The sequence below is a fragment of the Pseudoalteromonas sp. TB41 genome (assembly GCF_000497975.1).
GTDB classification, from domain to species: Bacteria; Pseudomonadota; Gammaproteobacteria; order Enterobacterales; family Alteromonadaceae; genus Pseudoalteromonas; species Pseudoalteromonas tetraodonis.
This window is the reverse complement of the sequence record NZ_AUTH01000106.1, coordinates 13,211-29,053: the sequence shown is the minus strand read 5'-3', so window position 1 is coordinate 29,053 and position 15,843 is coordinate 13,211. Positions and strand designations below refer to the sequence as shown.

General features: G+C 40.1%; 17 protein-coding genes and 2 tRNA genes. 14 read left to right on the top strand and 5 right to left on the bottom strand.

Annotation, left to right across the window (positions count from 1 at the left end; all coding sequences use genetic code 11):
• The first annotated feature begins 11 nt into the window (after window positions 1-11).
• The 6 genes from L641_RS0118835 to L641_RS0118810 all read left to right on the top strand — a co-directional run bounded on the left by L641_RS0118835 (window position 12) and on the right by L641_RS0118810 (window position 3,277).
• Window positions 12-365, top strand: a complete 354-nt coding sequence (locus L641_RS0118835; RefSeq protein ID WP_024602783.1) for a cupredoxin domain-containing protein — start codon at window positions 12-14, stop codon at window positions 363-365.
• Window positions 366-434: 69 nt separating this feature from the next.
• Entirely contained in the window at window positions 435-650 is a 216-nt protein-coding gene (locus tag L641_RS0118830) for a TIGR02450 family Trp-rich protein (protein WP_008467123.1), read from the top strand.
• A gap of 577 nt (window positions 651-1,227) precedes the next feature.
• Window positions 1,228-1,440, top strand: coding sequence for a calmodulin (locus L641_RS0118825; protein ID WP_008467122.1), 213 nt, complete (start codon window positions 1,228-1,230; stop codon window positions 1,438-1,440).
• Between the two features lie 160 nt (window positions 1,441-1,600).
• A complete protein-coding gene (locus L641_RS0118820) occupies window positions 1,601-1,813 on the top strand; it encodes a calmodulin (RefSeq protein ID WP_008467121.1) in 213 nt (70 codons plus the stop codon).
• A gap of 69 nt (window positions 1,814-1,882) precedes the next feature.
• Entirely contained in the window at window positions 1,883-2,098 is a 216-nt protein-coding gene (locus L641_RS0118815; RefSeq protein WP_013464551.1) for a calmodulin, read from the top strand.
• Between the two features lie 231 nt (window positions 2,099-2,329).
• Window positions 2,330-3,277, top strand: coding sequence for an EAL-associated domain-containing protein (locus L641_RS0118810; protein WP_016899465.1), 948 nt, complete (start codon window positions 2,330-2,332; stop codon window positions 3,275-3,277).
• Between the two features lie 31 nt (window positions 3,278-3,308).
• Here the strand turns inward: L641_RS0118810 and L641_RS0118805 are convergent, their stop codons facing one another.
• Window positions 3,309-4,922 (bottom strand): M28 family metallopeptidase, encoded by a 1,614-nt coding sequence (locus L641_RS0118805; RefSeq protein ID WP_024602782.1) that lies wholly within the window; start codon window positions 4,920-4,922, stop codon window positions 3,309-3,311.
• Between the two features lie 162 nt (window positions 4,923-5,084).
• On the opposite strand from L641_RS0118805, the gene L641_RS0118800 reads away from it, so the two are divergent.
• Window positions 5,085-6,455, top strand: a complete 1,371-nt coding sequence (locus tag L641_RS0118800; RefSeq protein ID WP_024602781.1) for a Gfo/Idh/MocA family oxidoreductase — start codon at window positions 5,085-5,087, stop codon at window positions 6,453-6,455.
• Between the two features lie 68 nt (window positions 6,456-6,523).
• On the opposite strand, the gene L641_RS0118795 is transcribed toward L641_RS0118800, so the two are convergent.
• The gene (locus L641_RS0118795; RefSeq protein ID WP_024602780.1) at window positions 6,524-8,101 is read right to left on the bottom strand and encodes a LysM peptidoglycan-binding domain-containing protein; all 1,578 of its coding nucleotides are present in this window, start codon (window positions 8,099-8,101) and stop codon (window positions 6,524-6,526) included.
• Between the two features lie 186 nt (window positions 8,102-8,287).
• The gene (gloB, locus tag L641_RS0118790) at window positions 8,288-9,061 is read right to left on the bottom strand and encodes a hydroxyacylglutathione hydrolase (protein ID WP_024602779.1); all 774 of its coding nucleotides are present in this window, start codon (window positions 9,059-9,061) and stop codon (window positions 8,288-8,290) included.
• Window positions 9,062-9,114: 53 nt separating this feature from the next.
• Between gloB and L641_RS0118785 the strand changes: the two genes are divergently transcribed.
• Entirely contained in the window at window positions 9,115-9,876 is a 762-nt protein-coding gene (locus L641_RS0118785) for a class I SAM-dependent methyltransferase (protein ID WP_008465729.1), read from the top strand.
• A 14-nt stretch (window positions 9,877-9,890) separates the two neighbouring features.
• Here L641_RS0118785 and rnhA read toward each other — a convergent pair whose 3' ends face one another.
• Window positions 9,891-10,355, bottom strand: coding sequence for a ribonuclease HI (gene rnhA / locus L641_RS0118780; RefSeq protein WP_013464557.1), 465 nt, complete (start codon window positions 10,353-10,355; stop codon window positions 9,891-9,893).
• A 68-nt stretch (window positions 10,356-10,423) separates the two neighbouring features.
• Here rnhA and dnaQ point away from each other — a divergent pair, with 68 nt between their 5' ends.
• The 6 genes from dnaQ (at window position 10,424) to L641_RS0118750 (ending at window position 13,747) form a co-directional block, all read left to right on the top strand.
• Window positions 10,424-11,137, top strand: coding sequence for a DNA polymerase III subunit epsilon (gene dnaQ, locus L641_RS0118775; RefSeq protein WP_024602778.1), 714 nt, complete (start codon window positions 10,424-10,426; stop codon window positions 11,135-11,137).
• A gap of 9 nt (window positions 11,138-11,146) precedes the next feature.
• A complete protein-coding gene (locus L641_RS0118770; RefSeq protein ID WP_024602777.1) occupies window positions 11,147-12,517 on the top strand; it encodes a TIGR03503 family protein in 1,371 nt (456 codons plus the stop codon).
• Window positions 12,518-12,615: 98 nt separating this feature from the next.
• Window positions 12,616-12,692 (top strand) — tRNA-Asp (locus L641_RS0118765).
• 38 nt (window positions 12,693-12,730) lie between these two features.
• Window positions 12,731-12,807: transfer RNA gene (locus L641_RS0118760), tRNA-Asp, on the top strand.
• 234 nt (window positions 12,808-13,041) lie between these two features.
• Entirely contained in the window at window positions 13,042-13,140 is a 99-nt protein-coding gene (locus L641_RS23425; RefSeq protein WP_016899469.1) for a helix-turn-helix domain-containing protein, read from the top strand.
• A 43-nt stretch (window positions 13,141-13,183) separates the two neighbouring features.
• A complete protein-coding gene (locus tag L641_RS0118750) occupies window positions 13,184-13,747 on the top strand; it encodes a transcriptional regulator (protein ID WP_249362451.1) in 564 nt (187 codons plus the stop codon).
• 63 nt (window positions 13,748-13,810) lie between these two features.
• On the opposite strand, the gene L641_RS0118745 is transcribed toward L641_RS0118750, so the two are convergent.
• A complete protein-coding gene (locus L641_RS0118745) occupies window positions 13,811-15,754 on the bottom strand; it encodes a S9 family peptidase (protein WP_024602776.1) in 1,944 nt (647 codons plus the stop codon).
• Window positions 15,755-15,843: the final 89 nt, after the last annotated feature.

The following is a 15,843-nucleotide window of genomic DNA, read 5'->3' as shown; positions in this document are numbered from 1 at the left end:
GGAGTAGCATTATGTTGATGATCAATATACTCGGCGCGTTGTTAATTGCGGTTATTATTTACTGGTTTTGGCTATACAAACCTAAGCAAGTGCAGAGTAATAATAACAAAATAACGATAGTGGTTAATAACGGCGTTTATTATCCTGCCCATATTAAAGTGGCTGCTGATAAAAAAGTAACGCTGACGTTTAATCGACAAGACAGCGCCCCATGCGCCGAAACGGTGGTGTTTCCTTCACTCGATATCAGTAAAACGCTCGCTATGGGTGAGAATAACACTGTTGAGCTACCAGCACTTAAAGTGGGGGAATATGCTTTTCATTGCCAAATGCAAATGTATAAAGGCACGTTATTAGTGTCTTGAATATCAGATTAATAAAACTAAAAATGGCTCTGATGCGTATGTTCAAGCAGAAAACTTAGAAGGCGTAGTATGAATAAATTAAATCCTAAAAAACTGCTTAATAGTAAATGGACAGCGATCCCAGCAATTAATAAGGAAAAACATTTTATTATTGTTGAGGTTGAGTTTGATGAAGACGGCAACGTCATTGAATGTATCACTGAGGCGGTAATGTCAAAAAACCAATACCCAATCCAGTGGCGCGATTTAAAAGATCAACAAAAATGGCTGCAAGGTTGGAAATAAAGCAGACTTTGTAAAACACATTGCTCATGCTCATAGCCCTTATGAGTATGAGCGACTAGTTTATTGATTTTTAGAGCAACACATAGCTAGCGACTCTTCTCTTATACAGCTTTTTTCATCCCAATTCGCCATTTGGCAACAAAACGATAGTTTTTAATTCGCTCTTAAAAAATTTTTATAAAAATAATAGAAATATTATTTTAGTTATTATATTTCAATGCGTTATGCGTATTATTTTATACCGTTAAAGTAAGTATGTCGGATGTGTTCAGAGTCGGTTTATTCTCATAACTGCTCTAAACATGATTTTTCCGGTTTTTTCATTCCCATGTCTCTTTTTATTATAATTTAACTTATTGATTCTAAATGTTTATTTATTTCAGCCTCAGTGGTTGTTGCTAAAAAGCAACAAAATCATGGTTTATTTTTATTAAAATGCTTCAAAATCATTCTAACTTCATGTTTTTAAATAACTTTAAAAACATGGCATCGAAGTTGTAATACCTAAGCTGTATTTAGCAAAAAACGTGATAAAGCATATCGCTTTTATCGCACAACCTAATGAAGGAATTACATTATGAAAACACTTAAATCAACACTGGTATTAATGGCTTTAGCTTCTTCATCAGCGGCTTTTGCAGCAACCGATTTTGACACACTCGATGTGGATGGCAACGGCGCTATTAGCCAAGCTGAAGCATCAGTTGACGCCTCACTTATGAGCCAGTTTACTGAGCTTGATACTGACCAAAACGGTGAGTTATCTAAAGCAGAGTTTTCTAAGGCGTAACCAGCTTTAGTGCTCAATACTACCACTGATTCTGAGTTGCCCAAGACAACCTAAATAGGCAAGGGAGCCTATGACAAAGAATCGCAAGGATATGAGGTTGATAGTTTTGAGCCAATTATTTTTTATTTGACGAACATTGCACACTTTGAAGGATTATATTATGAAAAAGTTACAATCAACACTGGTATTAATGGCGCTTGCTTCTTCATCTGCAGTATTTGCAAGCACAGACTTTGAAACGCTTGATGTAGATGGCAGTGGCACCATCAGCCAAGCAGAGGCATCGGTTGCTGCTGAGCTTATGGAGCAATTTGCAGAGCTAGATGTAGATGGTAATGGTGAACTTTCTAAAGACGAATTTTCAGCGTACTAGTTTCCCTTAAGGATCTTTGAAAAGGACTTCTTACCATTTTAATTAAGGCATTTAGCCTAAGGATTAATTATGAAAACATTTACTAAAACACTCGCTTTAATTGCACTTGCTTCATCTTCAGCGGCTTTTGCTGCGGTTGACTTTGATTCTTTCGATACTGATGGCGACGGCGTTATTAGCCAGTCTGAAGCACAAGCTAACTCACAACTAGCTCAATTATTTGATGATTTAGATGTTGATAGCAACGGTGAGCTTTCAAAAGAAGAGTTCGCAAAAATTCAGTAATTACATTACGGATGAAAGCGTTTATGTAATTTATAAACGAGACATAAAAAGTAGCTAAGTAGTAAATACTCAGCTGCTTTTTTGTGCGTGGCGAGAAATAGTGTGTGCAGTTGTCACTAAAATAGTGCAATGGCATCAATGTATTTAATTTAATCTATTGATTTTTATATTCTTTAATTTTTGGTTTTAAACTTGCTTAGCTGTTGATTAGGGTATTCAAGGAGCCTAACTATGGCGAGAATGAGTTATATAAGTAGTGTTGAGCGCTATAACGAATATGAGCAGATAATACATAGCTTATTAGAATCAATTTTAATGAGTATAGATGACGGCATCGCTAATAATCGTGATATGCGCTATTTAACAAAGCATTATCCTTTTTTAGAATTACAATACTGTTTGGACGAGAAGGGCTCACAACAGGGCAATAACGTTTGTTTTAAACGTGCCTACAATAAAAAATTAGCACAGAGAGGCAATAATCAGGATTTAAGTGAGCGGCCTTATTTTTTAAATGTAAAAGCCTGTAATGCTATTTGTTTTACTGCGCCTTATATTTCTATTGCGACCAACCATTTATGTATATCTGCGATTAAAGAATTAAACAAACCTATCAATAATCAACATTATTTAGTTGTTGATGTAAGTTTAACGCAGCTTATTGAGTTTGTGATGGGTGATACTGCTCGTGCGACTATGTCACCTTATTTTAAAGCAGGTTATGGCATTATTGTGGCGTGCTTATTTAGTTTGGTGCTTTTTTTACTCAACATCGTATTTATCGACATCTATGAATTAATAACTCACGTAAATAGTTCGTCCGATCCCCTAGAACCCTTTAGTATCATTATTTATATCACGTTAGCATTGGCTGTTTTTGATCTTGGCAAAACAATTCTTGAGGAAGAAATCCTCATGCATAAAGATATTTTTAGACACTCATCAACACGACGAACCATTACCCGGTTTATCTCTACCGTGTTAATTGCTATATCAATTGAAGCACTACTCACTATGTTTAAAGCCGCATTAGGGCAATCAGAGTATTTAATGCCAGCTATAGCGATGATGCTTGCAGTGGTGGGACTTTTAATTGCTTTAGCGATATATGTGTATTTAGGGGCAAAAGCTGAAACATTGCTTACACAGGCACGGGTAAAACTAAAATCCTCCGAGTAGGAGGATTTTAAGTAGTAATGTTTAATTGTATTTATTGTTTGTCAGCGGTGCGTTTGGCTTTAAAGTCAGACTCGCTTGTCCATTTTGGCCAATCACCGTTATTCGCCAGTTGTGAGGCTATATCAACAATCAGTTCTACATCTTTTTTTACCCCACCTAATGACCAATCTGCTGAGTAATCGTCAGCTTCTTTATGGTATTTATGAGTGATGTAGTCAGGATCGGTATCACCTAGGCTCATAAACAGTAAGCTTGGCACACCTTGTTTGGCGAGTGAAAAATGATCCGATCTAAAAAATAAGCCATTTTGCGCACGAGGATCCAGTTTAACTTGACGTCCTTGCGCGTTTGCGGCTTTAGCTAAATAGTGTTCCATAGTCGAGAGGTCTTTACCGTACTGTAAAATATAGTCGGTGCTATCGAGTACGTTCATCCCATCAATATTTAGTAGGGCAACCATATTCTTTGTTGGGATCACGTCACCAGAGGCAAACTGCGCTGAACCAATTAAACCGGTTTCTTCGGCGGTGAAGTTGGCAAAAATAATCGAGCGTTTAAACGGTGTTTGCTGATGCATTTTTTGCATTATTCGAGCAATCTCAAGGGTGGCCGCGGTGCCTGATGCGTTATCAACGGCGCCATTATAAATTTTAGGACCGCTGTCGGTTTGTTTAGTGCCAAAGTGATCCCAATGGGCACTAATAACGATGTATTCATCTGGGCTTTCACTGCCTGTGATTTTTGCGACCACATTATGTGATTTTGCATGTGACACTTCGTTTTTAAATGCAAGGGTTGCTTTTAAATTCAACGCTTTAGCTTGAAATTGCTCACTAAGTGCTTGTTGTTTTAATTGTTGGTAATTTAAGTGTGCTGATGCAAATATTTGCTCGGTGGCATCGAGTGTTAGCCAGCCCATAACGGGCAATTCAGATGCATTGAGGTTGTTATCCATTAGACTGTATTTAGTGCCTGTATTTGAGCTTTCAACTACCCCCCAAGGGTATGCGGCAGGAGCTGTTTCGTGAACAATAAATACCGCTTTAGCGCCTTGGCGCGCGGCTTCTTCATATTTATAAGTCCAACGACCATAATAAGTCATGGCATTACCAGTAAATAACGTATCGTCTTGAGTGGCAAAGCCCGGATCGTTTACCAGCACAATAACGGTTTTACCAGTTACATCAATATTGGCGTAGTCGTTCCAGTTATATTCAGGGGCATTTATACCATAACCGACAAAGACCACATCAGAATTGCGAACATCAATAACAGGCTGTAATTGTTTAGTACGAGCAGTAAAGTCTTTACCCGCTTTAAAGCTTAAATCACCCATGGTCAATTGCATGTTTTGATCTGCGGTGATCATAGCCATTTTAACCGGATGTAAAAAATCACCGTTATAGGCACCAGTTAACCCTATGGCTTTGTATTGTTCACTCAAATAGCCAACGGTTTTTACTTCACCCAATGTTAATGGACCGCGACCTTCAAAGTCATCAGAGGCAAGGGTTTTAATATGCTGTTTTATATTATTTAAACTAACGCCCGGACTGTTTTCGAGCGAGGAAGTGTGGGTTGCAGACTCTGAGCAACCCGTTAGTACAATAACTAAAAAAAATGTGATGGTTTTTATATAAGACATAATAAGTTAGGAAATAATATTTTTTTCGACTATAACCCCAAACAATAACACAATGCGAATTTTTATCCCTTTTAAACCTATTTTTATGCAGCTTACCTCTTTGGCCCTTTACCCATTAACCGCCATTAGGTAAGTTAAAAATAATAACAAAAGGGATAAGTAATGAAGCAATTTAATCGTCGGGATTTTTTAAAGGCAGCCAGTGTAGCTGCCGCTGCTGGTGTGGTTAGTGGCTGTGCATCTAGTGGCAGTGTTCATACTAGCGCGCCTATGCAACAAGGGCGCTCCGTTATCGGTTTGGTCGCACCTAAAATGGATGTGGTGAGAGTAGGGTTTATTGGTGTGGGTCAGCGCGGGTTTGGCCATGTAAAGCGTATGAGCCATATTGAAGGCACTCAAATAGTGGCTATTTGCGATACTCATACAGAGGTTTTAGAACGTGCCGCTAATTATTTAGTTGATACGGGAGTGGCAAAGCCTGCATTGTATAGTGGCAGTGAGCGCGCTTATCAACAAATGCTCGAACGACAAGATATTGATATTGTGATTATTTCAACACCATGGGCATGGCATGCGCCAATGGCTATCGATACCATGAACAGCGCAAAACATGCTTTTGTTGAAGTGCCTCTGGCACTGACTGTTGATGAAATGTGGCAAATTGTCGATACCGCAGAGCGTACGCAAAAAAACTGCATGATGATGGAAAATGTTAACTACGGCCGCGACGAGTTAATGGTATTAAACATGGTACGCCAAGGTGTATTTGGGGAGCTGTTACATGGCGAAGCGGCGTATATTCATGAACTGCGCTGGCAAATGAAAGAGCTTGAGCACAAAACAGGCTCATGGCGAACGCAGTGGCATGCAAGACGTGACGGTAATTTATATCCTACGCATGGATTAGGGCCGGTATCGCAATACATGAATATAAATCGTGGCGATCGGTTCGATTTTTTAACCTCAATGAGCTCACCTTCACTTGGCCGAAGCGCCTATGCGCAACGTGAGTTTGCTGCCGAACACCCCCGTAACCAGCTCAATTATATTGCCGGTGACATGAACACGACGCTGATTAAAACTCTCAAAGGGCGCAGTATTATGGTGCAGCACGATACGACAACCCCTCGGCCGTACTCACGACATAACTTAATACAAGGCACGAATGGCGTGTTTGCAGGTTTCCCTAATCGTATTGCCCTTGAAACTGGTGGCTCAAAAAGTTTTCATGAGTGGGATTATGATATGAGCGCATGGTATGAGCAGTACGACCATCCCTTGTGGACAAAAATGGGTGAAGAGGCGCAGCGCAATGGTGGTCACGGTGGCATGGACTTTTTAATGTTTTGGCGGATGATTTACTGCTTAAGAAATGGTGAACCGCTAGATCAAGACGTTTATGATGGGGCGGCATGGTCGGTTATTTCGCCGTTATCAGCCCAGTCTGTGAGTGAGCGTAGCCGCTCAATAGATATTCCCGATTTTACTCGCGGGGCATGGCAAACCGCACAGCCTTTGGGCATTGTAAGCTAAGGTTTTTAGCAGGCACAAAAAAAGAGCGCATGCGCTCTTTTTTATTTAACAGTTTATTACAATAAGGATCAGCTACTTCTTACATCTACTTTTAATTTAAGCTTTTGGCCTGGCTGTAAGTATTTTTGCCCAGCCAAGTCATTCCATTTAATTATATCGCTCACGGTTAAATTAAACTTAGAGGCTATACGCGCTAATGAATCACCCCGACGCACTTTATAAGTAATAGTGCGATTGGTGTTATTCGCTGACTCTTTAGGCTGATTTGCTGATTTATAAACAACCAATTTTTGATTTAAACGCAGTACTGCATTTTTCTTCAACTTATTCCACTTAGCTAATTCACCCATAGTGACATCGTATTCGCGGCTTATGTCCCACAATGTGTCGCCACTTTTTACCGTGTGTGAGAGCTTAGTACGCAAACTTTTATTAGCGGCCGCGCGTACTTGCTGAGGTAAATGTTCACTGTTAATTTTACCATCTGTTAGCGGCACTAAAATTTGTTGGCCAACACGAATTACGTTTGAATTAAGCTTATTTAATGACTTTATTGCATTGGTGCTAGTGGTAAATTTACTGGCAATTACCGACAGGCTATCACCTTTTTTAACTTTGTATTGTTGCCAGCGAAGACGATTTTTAATGTCAGTTGCAGCCAATTTTTCTGTAAATTGCTCTACTTTATCCGTGGGTATTAATAAAAAGTGTGGGCCATCAGGGTCTGTTGCCCAGCGGTTAAATCCAGGGTTTAGTCTGTATAGCTCGGTAAGGGTCATGTCAGCCATATCGGCTGCCAGCGCTAAATCAATCTGTGACTCAATATTGACCACTTCAACCACTTGCGCGTTAATGATAGGCTTCCATGACACATTAAAATCATCAGCGCGCTTTAATAAATCGGCTAATGCTAATAATTTAGGCACGTAGGCAGTGGTTTCACGAGGTAAATCAAGTGACCAAAAATCGGTAGGTAAATGCTTTTTACGATTCTTTTTAATCGCACGCAGTAAGCGGCCTTCACCTGAGTTATAAGCTGCAATTGCGTTCAGCCAGTCACCCTCAAGGGTTTTGTGTAAGTATGAGAGATAATCAAGCGCTGCGCGAGTTGATTGCACAATGTCGCGACGGCCGTCATACCACCAGTTTTGTTTTAAATCAAAACGCTCGCCGGTTGCTGGCATAAATTGCCAAATACCCGATGCGGTGCGATGCGAGTAGCCATAAGGGTCAAAAGCACTTTCTACTATAGGTAAAAGTGCAATTTCGATTGGCATTTCACGCTTTTCAATTTCTTCAACAATAAAGTGTAAATACGGCTCAGCACGTTTAGAAATACGATCTAGGTAAGCCTGATGGCGCGCATAATAGTTACGTTCAGCGACTACTGGGCGATTTTGGGGAATATCGATAGATAATTGGTAACGAATACGCTCCCAAACATCGTCAAACACAGGGGCTTCCTCTTCGATATCGTTCACTTGTTGATATTGCGCGTTCATCATCAGCGCCGTGCTAATATCGTTTGGGCTTGCGCCTTCAAGCTGCTCTAGTGCCTGATTTTGTGAATCTGTGTTTAACGTTGTCAGAGTTTGACAACCGCTTAGCGTCATCGCTAAGACCAATAAAAGAGGAGATTTATTCATAAATACCAATACATAGGGTAAAAAACTCGGCGAATACTACCCATAATGAGTCAACATTGCCACTTATGACCGTTAAAAGTTCCAAACAAATATGATTAGAAAATGTTAACTTGTTGTTTATTAACTAATCGTTTTTTATTGTTGTTGCTAGCGCATGTTTAACCTTGAAAGGTCAACAGGCCCAAATTAAAAATGATCTTTGAACTTTCTCAGACTAGCAAAGTTTTCCCAAGGTTCATTGTTTTTTGTAACTAAACAATATTCTTTTGGTATTAATTCTATAATGTTTGGCAAATTGCTACGCATAAAAGGGTTAATTTTTAGCTCTTGGCCTATGGTACTTGGCAACGTTATTTCATCTTTATTACGCAATTCATCCACTTGCTGGCTGTAAGCTAGTAACTCGGGGTTTCGTGGCTCAACCGCTTTTGCAAACGCCAAATTCGTCTGGGTGTATTCATGAGTGCAATACACTTTGCAATCACTTGGTAGTGCACTAAGTTTATTAAATGAATGCCACATTTGTTCTGGAGTGCCTTCAAATAAGCGCCCACAACCACCGCTAAATAATGTGTCGCCAGTAAAGGCAAGTGCATCATTAACATAACAAATATGATCGAGTGTGTGGCCAGGCGTGGTGATAATATTAAATGAGGTGCCTAAAACGGTAATCGTTTGGTCTTCATTTAAAGGCTCTGTTATTCCTTTAAATGGACTGTTACTGGGACCGTAAACCTCAATGTTTGGATACTGTTTTACTAATTGGGCAACGCCATCAGTGTGATCATAATGATGATGCGTTATTAAAATACCGCCTAGGGTTAAATTATACTGTGCTAAATGCTCAGTGACCGGCGCAGATTGGCCAGGGTCAACCACCCACGCTTGATTATTATGCTCGGTGGTTAAGCACCAAATGTAGTTATCAGAAAAGGCTTTAATTGCTTTGACTTGCACCATGTATCGTTGCTCTATAAAGTGGTATTTAATTAATATTATAACGAGCTTATATAATGAAACCAGCCCTTAGTTTTCAAGAAGGCCCCAAACCGTTGTCATGGCAACAGTTTCCGCATGGTGATTATTTACGTTGTGATATAGAACGCAAATTGTCGCCGTGGTTACCACGTATGTTTGGCTATCATATGCTTAAATTGGGTAATTTAAGTGGCGAGTTAGATACCAGCAAAAGTTCCATTAAGCATCAAGTATGCGTTGCAGAGCCAGGCCCTTATACCGGAGTGGTGGCTGACATAGACGAACTGCCTTTTTATGAGCACAGTATAGATGCGTGCATTATGAGCCATTGTTTAGAGTATCACTCAGATCCGCATCATATATTACGTGAGGCTCATCGTACGCTTATTCCCGGCGGTTATATTGCCATTACCGGTTTTAATCCTTTTAGCTTTTGTGGGTTAGCGCAATTACTGCCATTTAGTGGTCAAAAATTACCGTGGACAGGGCGCTTTTTTACCCCTGCACGGGTAAAAGACTGGCTTAATTTGCTTGGGTTTGAAATTGTGGCCGATGAGCGCTTTATTTATTCATCGTTGGCACGCGGTAACCGGTTGTCGCGGTTTGCGTTTTGGCGCAGCTTTACCAAGCAATATTTAAAACCTATGGGCAGTGTATATTTGCTGGTGGCACGAAAGCGTGTTGCGCCACTTACGCCAATAAAACCTAAGTGGCATGCACGGCCACAATTTGCGCCAATAAAAGGGGTAGGGCTTAGGCAGACCTCAAAGCAACATTATCAGCAAAATAAAAAATAGTGCGATATTGAGGGTTACGGTTGGTAACCTTCATCATCAATTAAGTTGTTGCCGCTGGCCGCATCACGTGCAAGGTCGTCAACAATTTCATTATATTTATGGCCACTGTGACCTTTTACCCATTTCCAGGTAACGTCGTGCTCGGCGCAGGCTTTATCGAGACGTTTCCATAAGTCGACATTTTTAACCGGCTTTTTAGCAGAGGTTTGCCAACCGCGTTTTTTCCAATTGGTGATCCACGACTCAATGCCTTGTTTTACGTATTGGCTATCGGTAGTCAGGGTAACAGGGCATGAACGATTAAGTGATTCTAGCGCAACAATGGCAGCTAGCATTTCCATGCGGTTGTTTGTTGTGAGTTTGTAACCTTGGCTTAATTTTTTTTCATGGGCTTCATAAATCATAAAAATACCATAACCACCGGGGCCTGGATTACCTAAACACGAACCATCGGTGTAAATCTCTACGGTTTTTTGCACTGTTTTACCTTGATATTATGTACAATAAAGTGATTATAGAAAGATACCAGAGTCAGGCTTAATTCGATATGGCACGCAGACAAATAGTTTTAGATACAGAAACCACCGGCATCGACCCTAAACAAGGGCATCGTATTATTGAGATAGGCTGTGTGGAGCTAATGAATCGTCGGTTAACCGGCAATAATTTTCACGTTTACATAAATCCACAACGCAGCATTGAAGAAGAAGCAATCGACGTTCACGGTATTACCAACGAATTTTTACGTGACAAACCGCTTTTTAGAGACATTGCCCAAGAGTTTTTTGACTATATTAAAGACGCAGAACTCGTTATTCATAACGCGCCGTTCGATATTGGTCATATGGATAATGAATTTGCGTTATTAAATCAAGGTTATCAAAACACCCATGATTTTTGTGGCGTGCTTGATACCCTTAAAATGGCGCGTGACTTGCATCCAGGACAAAAGAACAACCTAGATGCGCTTTGCCGTCGCTACGATGTTGATAACACTAAGCGGACGTTACACGGCGCCTTACTGGATTCTGAGATTTTAGCCGATGTTTACCTGGCAATGACCGGGGGACAAGTAAAGCTAAATCTTAATCAAAATAAAGATGACTCAAGTGAAGATCAAAAGGGCGGCATTAGGCGCTTAAACAGCGATAGAGCCCCATTGGTTGTTGTAGCAGCAAACGAAGCAGAGCAAAGCGCACATCAATCACGTTTAGACATTGTACAAAAGGAGGGCGGCCATTGTTTATGGCGCGCTGAATAAGGCACTATTATGAAAACGCTATTAGTAGTTTCACTGTTTTTAATCGCTGCGTGCTTCATTCCCGATGCACACAGCGTTAAACAAGTTGAAGAGTTAAAAGGCAGCGGAAAACAAAATGAAATACCGTTACTGGATAACCGTTTTCGTATAGATGACAAAATTGATGAAATAAAATTAATATTTTTTAGACGTCCTGGCTCGCCTGCCGTTATTTTAGTTAGACCCGATGGCACTAAATACTTTGCAACCAATGCGGTAAGAAACACCAGCCTAGATTGGTACGACGAATTAAATTACGACCTAGTGGTTATTCGCAACCCTATGCCTGGGCCATGGCAAGTTATTGGCCAAATAATGCCACAGAGCCGTATTGTTGTAATTGGTGAGCTATCACTTAAGGTTGATCCACTCCCTAAGATTCTTTTTCAGGGTGAAACTGTAAAGGTAACCGGTGAGATTTTAAATGATGGCGAGCCCATTCGCGCTAATCTTTTCAAAGATGCGGTATCGCTCAATGTGAGTTTTGTGAGTACCAATAATGAAAATTTTGAAAATTTTGGAGCGGGCATACAGCAAGTTACTGAATTTAAAGACGATGGCTACGGATTTGATGAAAGTGCAAAAGACGGTGTGTTTACGGGTGAGTTTACCTTAAATTTCACTCCAGGCGAGTGGCGGCCAGAACTTTATATTACCACCGATGTCCTTGAGCGACGAGTTGTTCAAGACACTATAGTTGTGCATGAGCCGCCTTTTAGTTTTACCTCAGTTGAAGCAACCGATGAGGGGGACGATCACCGTATTACTATAAATATTGATGAAAAGTTATTAAAGCCTGAAACCGTGATCATGCAAGGGAAAATTTATTATCCCAATAATGAAGAGCAAGTATTTTACTTAGACACTAATAACACCGCAGTAAGAGAACTGGCTTTACAAGATTACGGATGGGGACGTTACAACATTGAAATTTCTGTGTTTGGCTCAACAGTAAATGACAGAGAGTTTATGGCTACGTTGCCAACCTATTTATTTGAAATAGAAAGACCGATAGAAGTTATTCCTGAAATTCCAAAAGCGAGCCTCATTAAGGAAGAAAATATTCCAGAGCCTGTTATAAAACCAAAAGTAATGGCCACGGGATTAATGGTTAGTTTAATTATTGGTGGGAATTTGGCCATATTATTTATTGGTTGGTTATGTATTCGTGTTTTTGTGCAGAATAAACCGATAAAACTTAAATTGAATTTTGCTTTTTTAAAGAAAAAGAAAGCAACCGAGGCAAAAAAATCAGATCAGCAAAAAACAACTGATGCAGAAAATGGCTCAAAAAATGACAAAACAGGTGAAATTTTAAACCTTTCGATGTCAGATGACTAAAAAACCTGTAAAAAAACAAAAAAGCCCTTGACGAAGTAGGGGCTGGTTCGTATTATTCACGCCGCTGTCAGGGGAGACTCAGACAGCAACGAAAATGCGGAGTGGTAGTTCAGTTGGTTAGAATACCGGCCTGTCACGCCGGGGGTCGCGGGTTCGAGTCCCGTCCACTCCGCCAACTATTTAAACACTGTTATATTACAAAATTTGTATGCTGGAGTGGTAGTTCAGTTGGTTAGAATACCGGCCTGTCACGCCGGGGGTCGCGGGTTCGAGTCCCGTCCACTCCGCCACTTGTTATTTCCTCAATAACAAGCAATAAATAATTTACTTATTAATAAATCCAAACATCATTTTTATCAGCTATCAGCTATCAGCTATCAGCTATCAGCTATCAGCTATCAGCTATCAGCTCGACTCTTATATACTAACCTGCTAATATTCTTGTCTATTCTTCAATATTCAGCTTCTTATCTCTGCATGAATTACCAAGAATCTAATCTCACTTTAAAAAAGGAAGCATTAAGATGAGTACATTAGGTCAGCAATTAAAGCAGCTAAGAAATAATAAAAAATTGAGCCAACCTGAATTTGCCCAGCAAGTAGGTATATATATCAAAACTTGAAAACGATAAATCAATTCCCTCGAATGAAATATTTAGAGCTTTATTGATAGCATTAGACCTTTCAATTGATGAGTTTATGAAGCCCCTTACCTACAGCCATGACAAAACAAGACTCATGCAAATACCCGATTTAGAGCTGTGGTTTAAAAGTAAAGCAGTAAAGAGCTCAGTCGCACAGCGTAAAATTATATACCTCGCTATGTTTCTGATTTCTTTTGGCTGTGCATTATTTTATGCAGGACATAAAAATTATCTGTTCAATGAACGCTTTTACGAATATAAATCACTGGGTGTGATCAAAAATGATGAACCTCTAAATATATATACTCATTGGAGCAATTATATTATTGATTCAAACCGAGAGAAAAGAGAGGAAAAAACTCGTGAAATGCTGGCCAGAAGGGTACCCAGTTTTAAGTTAATGAATGAATACATCGGTGAATCATTTGTTGAAGAAGTCGAGGGAGGTAAACGACTTTATAACGTAGATGAACTCTCGCGAACAATACCACATGCAGGCAATAGTTGGTTTGAGTTTTTAGGTATTTTGGCTGCTGTATTTGGTTTGGCGTTCGCTTTACTGGAACCCAGATTAACCAAGCAATAAAAAAGTAATAAAAAGCCTGCGTACATGAAAACGCAGCAGGCTTTAATATAAATTGGCTTGCAATTATCCTTGTGGGCCAAATAACTCTTTTAAGTAAGTATCTAAAAAGTTGAGGTAGGCGTTTGAGGCGCTGATACGGTTTTCTTTTTTGCTAAAACCGTGTCCTTCATCATCAAATAATACATATTCTACTGGCACACCATTAGCTTTAACCGCAGCAACCAACTCATCGCTTTCAACTTGTAATACGCGTGGATCATTAGCACCTTGTATTACCATTAAAGGCTTAGTGATGTTATCGGCATGAAACAGCGGTGAAATAGCACGGTGACGTTCACCATCGGTGGCAGGATCGCCCATTTCATCGTAAAGCGCCTTTTTAAAGCTTTCCCACCATGGTGGAATTGAGTTCAGTGTGCGTACCCAGTTAGTCACACCAAAAATATTGATACCTACTTTGAACTCTTCCGGTTTAAAGGCAAGCGCGGCTGCGGTCATAAAACCGCCGTAGCTACCACCCATGATGCCGATTTTATCTGCATCGACCCAATCTAGGCTTTGTAAGTGTTTTTTACCGTAGATAATATCTTGTAGATCATCGGTGCCATGTTTTTTATCGTCTAAATGGAAAAATGTTTTACCATAGCCTGAGCTACCGCGGTTATTGACGGCAAAAATAGCATAGCCATGATTAACTAAATGTTGCTGCATTGCGCTATAACCAGTTCGGCTTTGCCCACCTGGGCCGCCATGCACCCAAATAAGTGCAGGTACTTTATTGGTGCTGCTGGCTTGTTTTGGTTTGTATAATACGCCCGGTATTTCTAAACCATCAAAACTTTTAAAGTGCACAATGGTGCTCTCTACTAAGTCGTTTTGATCTATATCTTCACTTAATGTGTTGGTAAGTTGCTTGGCTTCATTACTGCCAACTTGCCAAACAAATAAGTTGCTTGGTGAGGTATCTGAATTTAAATAAAACGCCATGGTTTTCTCATCGCTTGAGAAATTCACACCACGTAGATTTCCCGCAGGTAATTTAGGCATGGCAATTTCATCCCCTGTTTGCGTGTCTTTTACTGTGACCTTTGTGCTGGCATCAGCATTTACACCGCTTACTTGGTATCGCCCAGATTTAGAAAAATCAATAAAGCTAACGTCCCAATCACCTTTTAATGCTGGACTGTGCTTGCCTGTGGCGAGCTCATATTGCCACACCTCTGAAAACTCTCCTTTAGCGTCTGTTGAGTAGTATAAATATTTGCTGTCTATAGAGAAGGTCTCAGGCGTATATTGTGCTGGTGTATCGTGTTTTGAAATTAATTGCGGCTTGAGGGTTTTCTTATAGGTATCAAGAATAAACGTATCGCTGTCTTTATTGGTATTATTTTTAGACAGCGCAATGTAGCGTCCATCGGGGCTAATTGCGCCCACATCTAGTCCTTGTGTGTTTTGATAAACGGGCGTGACTTTATAGGTTTTGCTATCTACGCGATACAAGTCCATAAACTTGGCATCGCGTTGATTACTGGTAATAAAAAACTGACTGCCATCTTTAGTAAAGCCTGCAAAACTCGCGCGGGTTTCTTCCCCTGGGGTTAAATCTTTGATTGAACCATCAACTTCACGCACATAAACATGGTAGCGCTCATTACCGCCTGAGTCCTTGGTAAATAGTACACGCTCATCATTTGGGAAATAGCGAATAGGGTAGGTGCTGTCTTCAAAATTGGTTAGGCGCGTTTTGCTACCTGTTTTTACGTCAACTTCATACAAGCTGTAAATACCGCTTTCATCGCTACTAACTAGAACTTTATCGCCAGTCGGGGAAAAGCTACTGCCCATGATAGATGTTGTATCAAAAAAGGTTTTAGCGTTATAGGTTTTTACTTGTCGTGTTTGCTCAGTTGCCACAGGGGTAGAGGCTGAATTATTAGATTGACTGCAACCTGTTAATGCAATTGATACTGCACAGGTAATACAGGCAAATTTGAGGGCTTTTTTCATAGATACATTCCTTGGATTATAATTATGGACTTTTAGTGTTAACCGAAGGTTTTTTAAACGCAAGTAATTAGCCTATTCGAACTGCAATA

What these genes read in the sequence shown, in the direction of transcription:
- L641_RS0118835 (WP_024602783.1), top strand. Translation starts at nt 12, where the DNA reads ATGTTGATGATCAATATACTCGGCGCGTTGTTAATTGCGGTTATTATT.
- L641_RS0118830 (WP_008467123.1), top strand. Translation starts at nt 435, where the DNA reads ATGAATAAATTAAATCCTAAAAAACTGCTTAATAGTAAATGGACAGCG.
- L641_RS0118825 (WP_008467122.1), top strand. Translation starts at nt 1,228, where the DNA reads ATGAAAACACTTAAATCAACACTGGTATTAATGGCTTTAGCTTCTTCA.
- L641_RS0118820 (WP_008467121.1), top strand. Translation starts at nt 1,601, where the DNA reads ATGAAAAAGTTACAATCAACACTGGTATTAATGGCGCTTGCTTCTTCA.
- L641_RS0118815 (WP_013464551.1), top strand. Translation starts at nt 1,883, where the DNA reads ATGAAAACATTTACTAAAACACTCGCTTTAATTGCACTTGCTTCATCT.
- L641_RS0118810 (WP_016899465.1), top strand. Translation starts at nt 2,330, where the DNA reads ATGGCGAGAATGAGTTATATAAGTAGTGTTGAGCGCTATAACGAATAT.
- L641_RS0118805 (WP_024602782.1), bottom strand. Translation starts at nt 4,922, where the DNA reads ATGTCTTATATAAAAACCATCACATTTTTTTTAGTTATTGTACTAACG.
- L641_RS0118800 (WP_024602781.1), top strand. Translation starts at nt 5,085, where the DNA reads ATGAAGCAATTTAATCGTCGGGATTTTTTAAAGGCAGCCAGTGTAGCT.
- L641_RS0118795 (WP_024602780.1), bottom strand. Translation starts at nt 8,101, where the DNA reads ATGAATAAATCTCCTCTTTTATTGGTCTTAGCGATGACGCTAAGCGGT.
- gloB (WP_024602779.1), bottom strand. Translation starts at nt 9,061, where the DNA reads ATGGTGCAAGTCAAAGCAATTAAAGCCTTTTCTGATAACTACATTTGG.
- L641_RS0118785 (WP_008465729.1), top strand. Translation starts at nt 9,115, where the DNA reads ATGAAACCAGCCCTTAGTTTTCAAGAAGGCCCCAAACCGTTGTCATGG.
- dnaQ (WP_024602778.1), top strand. Translation starts at nt 10,424, where the DNA reads ATGGCACGCAGACAAATAGTTTTAGATACAGAAACCACCGGCATCGAC.
- L641_RS0118770 (WP_024602777.1), top strand. Translation starts at nt 11,147, where the DNA reads ATGAAAACGCTATTAGTAGTTTCACTGTTTTTAATCGCTGCGTGCTTC.
- L641_RS23425 (WP_016899469.1), top strand. Translation starts at nt 13,042, where the DNA reads ATGAGTACATTAGGTCAGCAATTAAAGCAGCTAAGAAATAATAAAAAA.
- L641_RS0118745 (WP_024602776.1), bottom strand. Translation starts at nt 15,754, where the DNA reads ATGAAAAAAGCCCTCAAATTTGCCTGTATTACCTGTGCAGTATCAATT.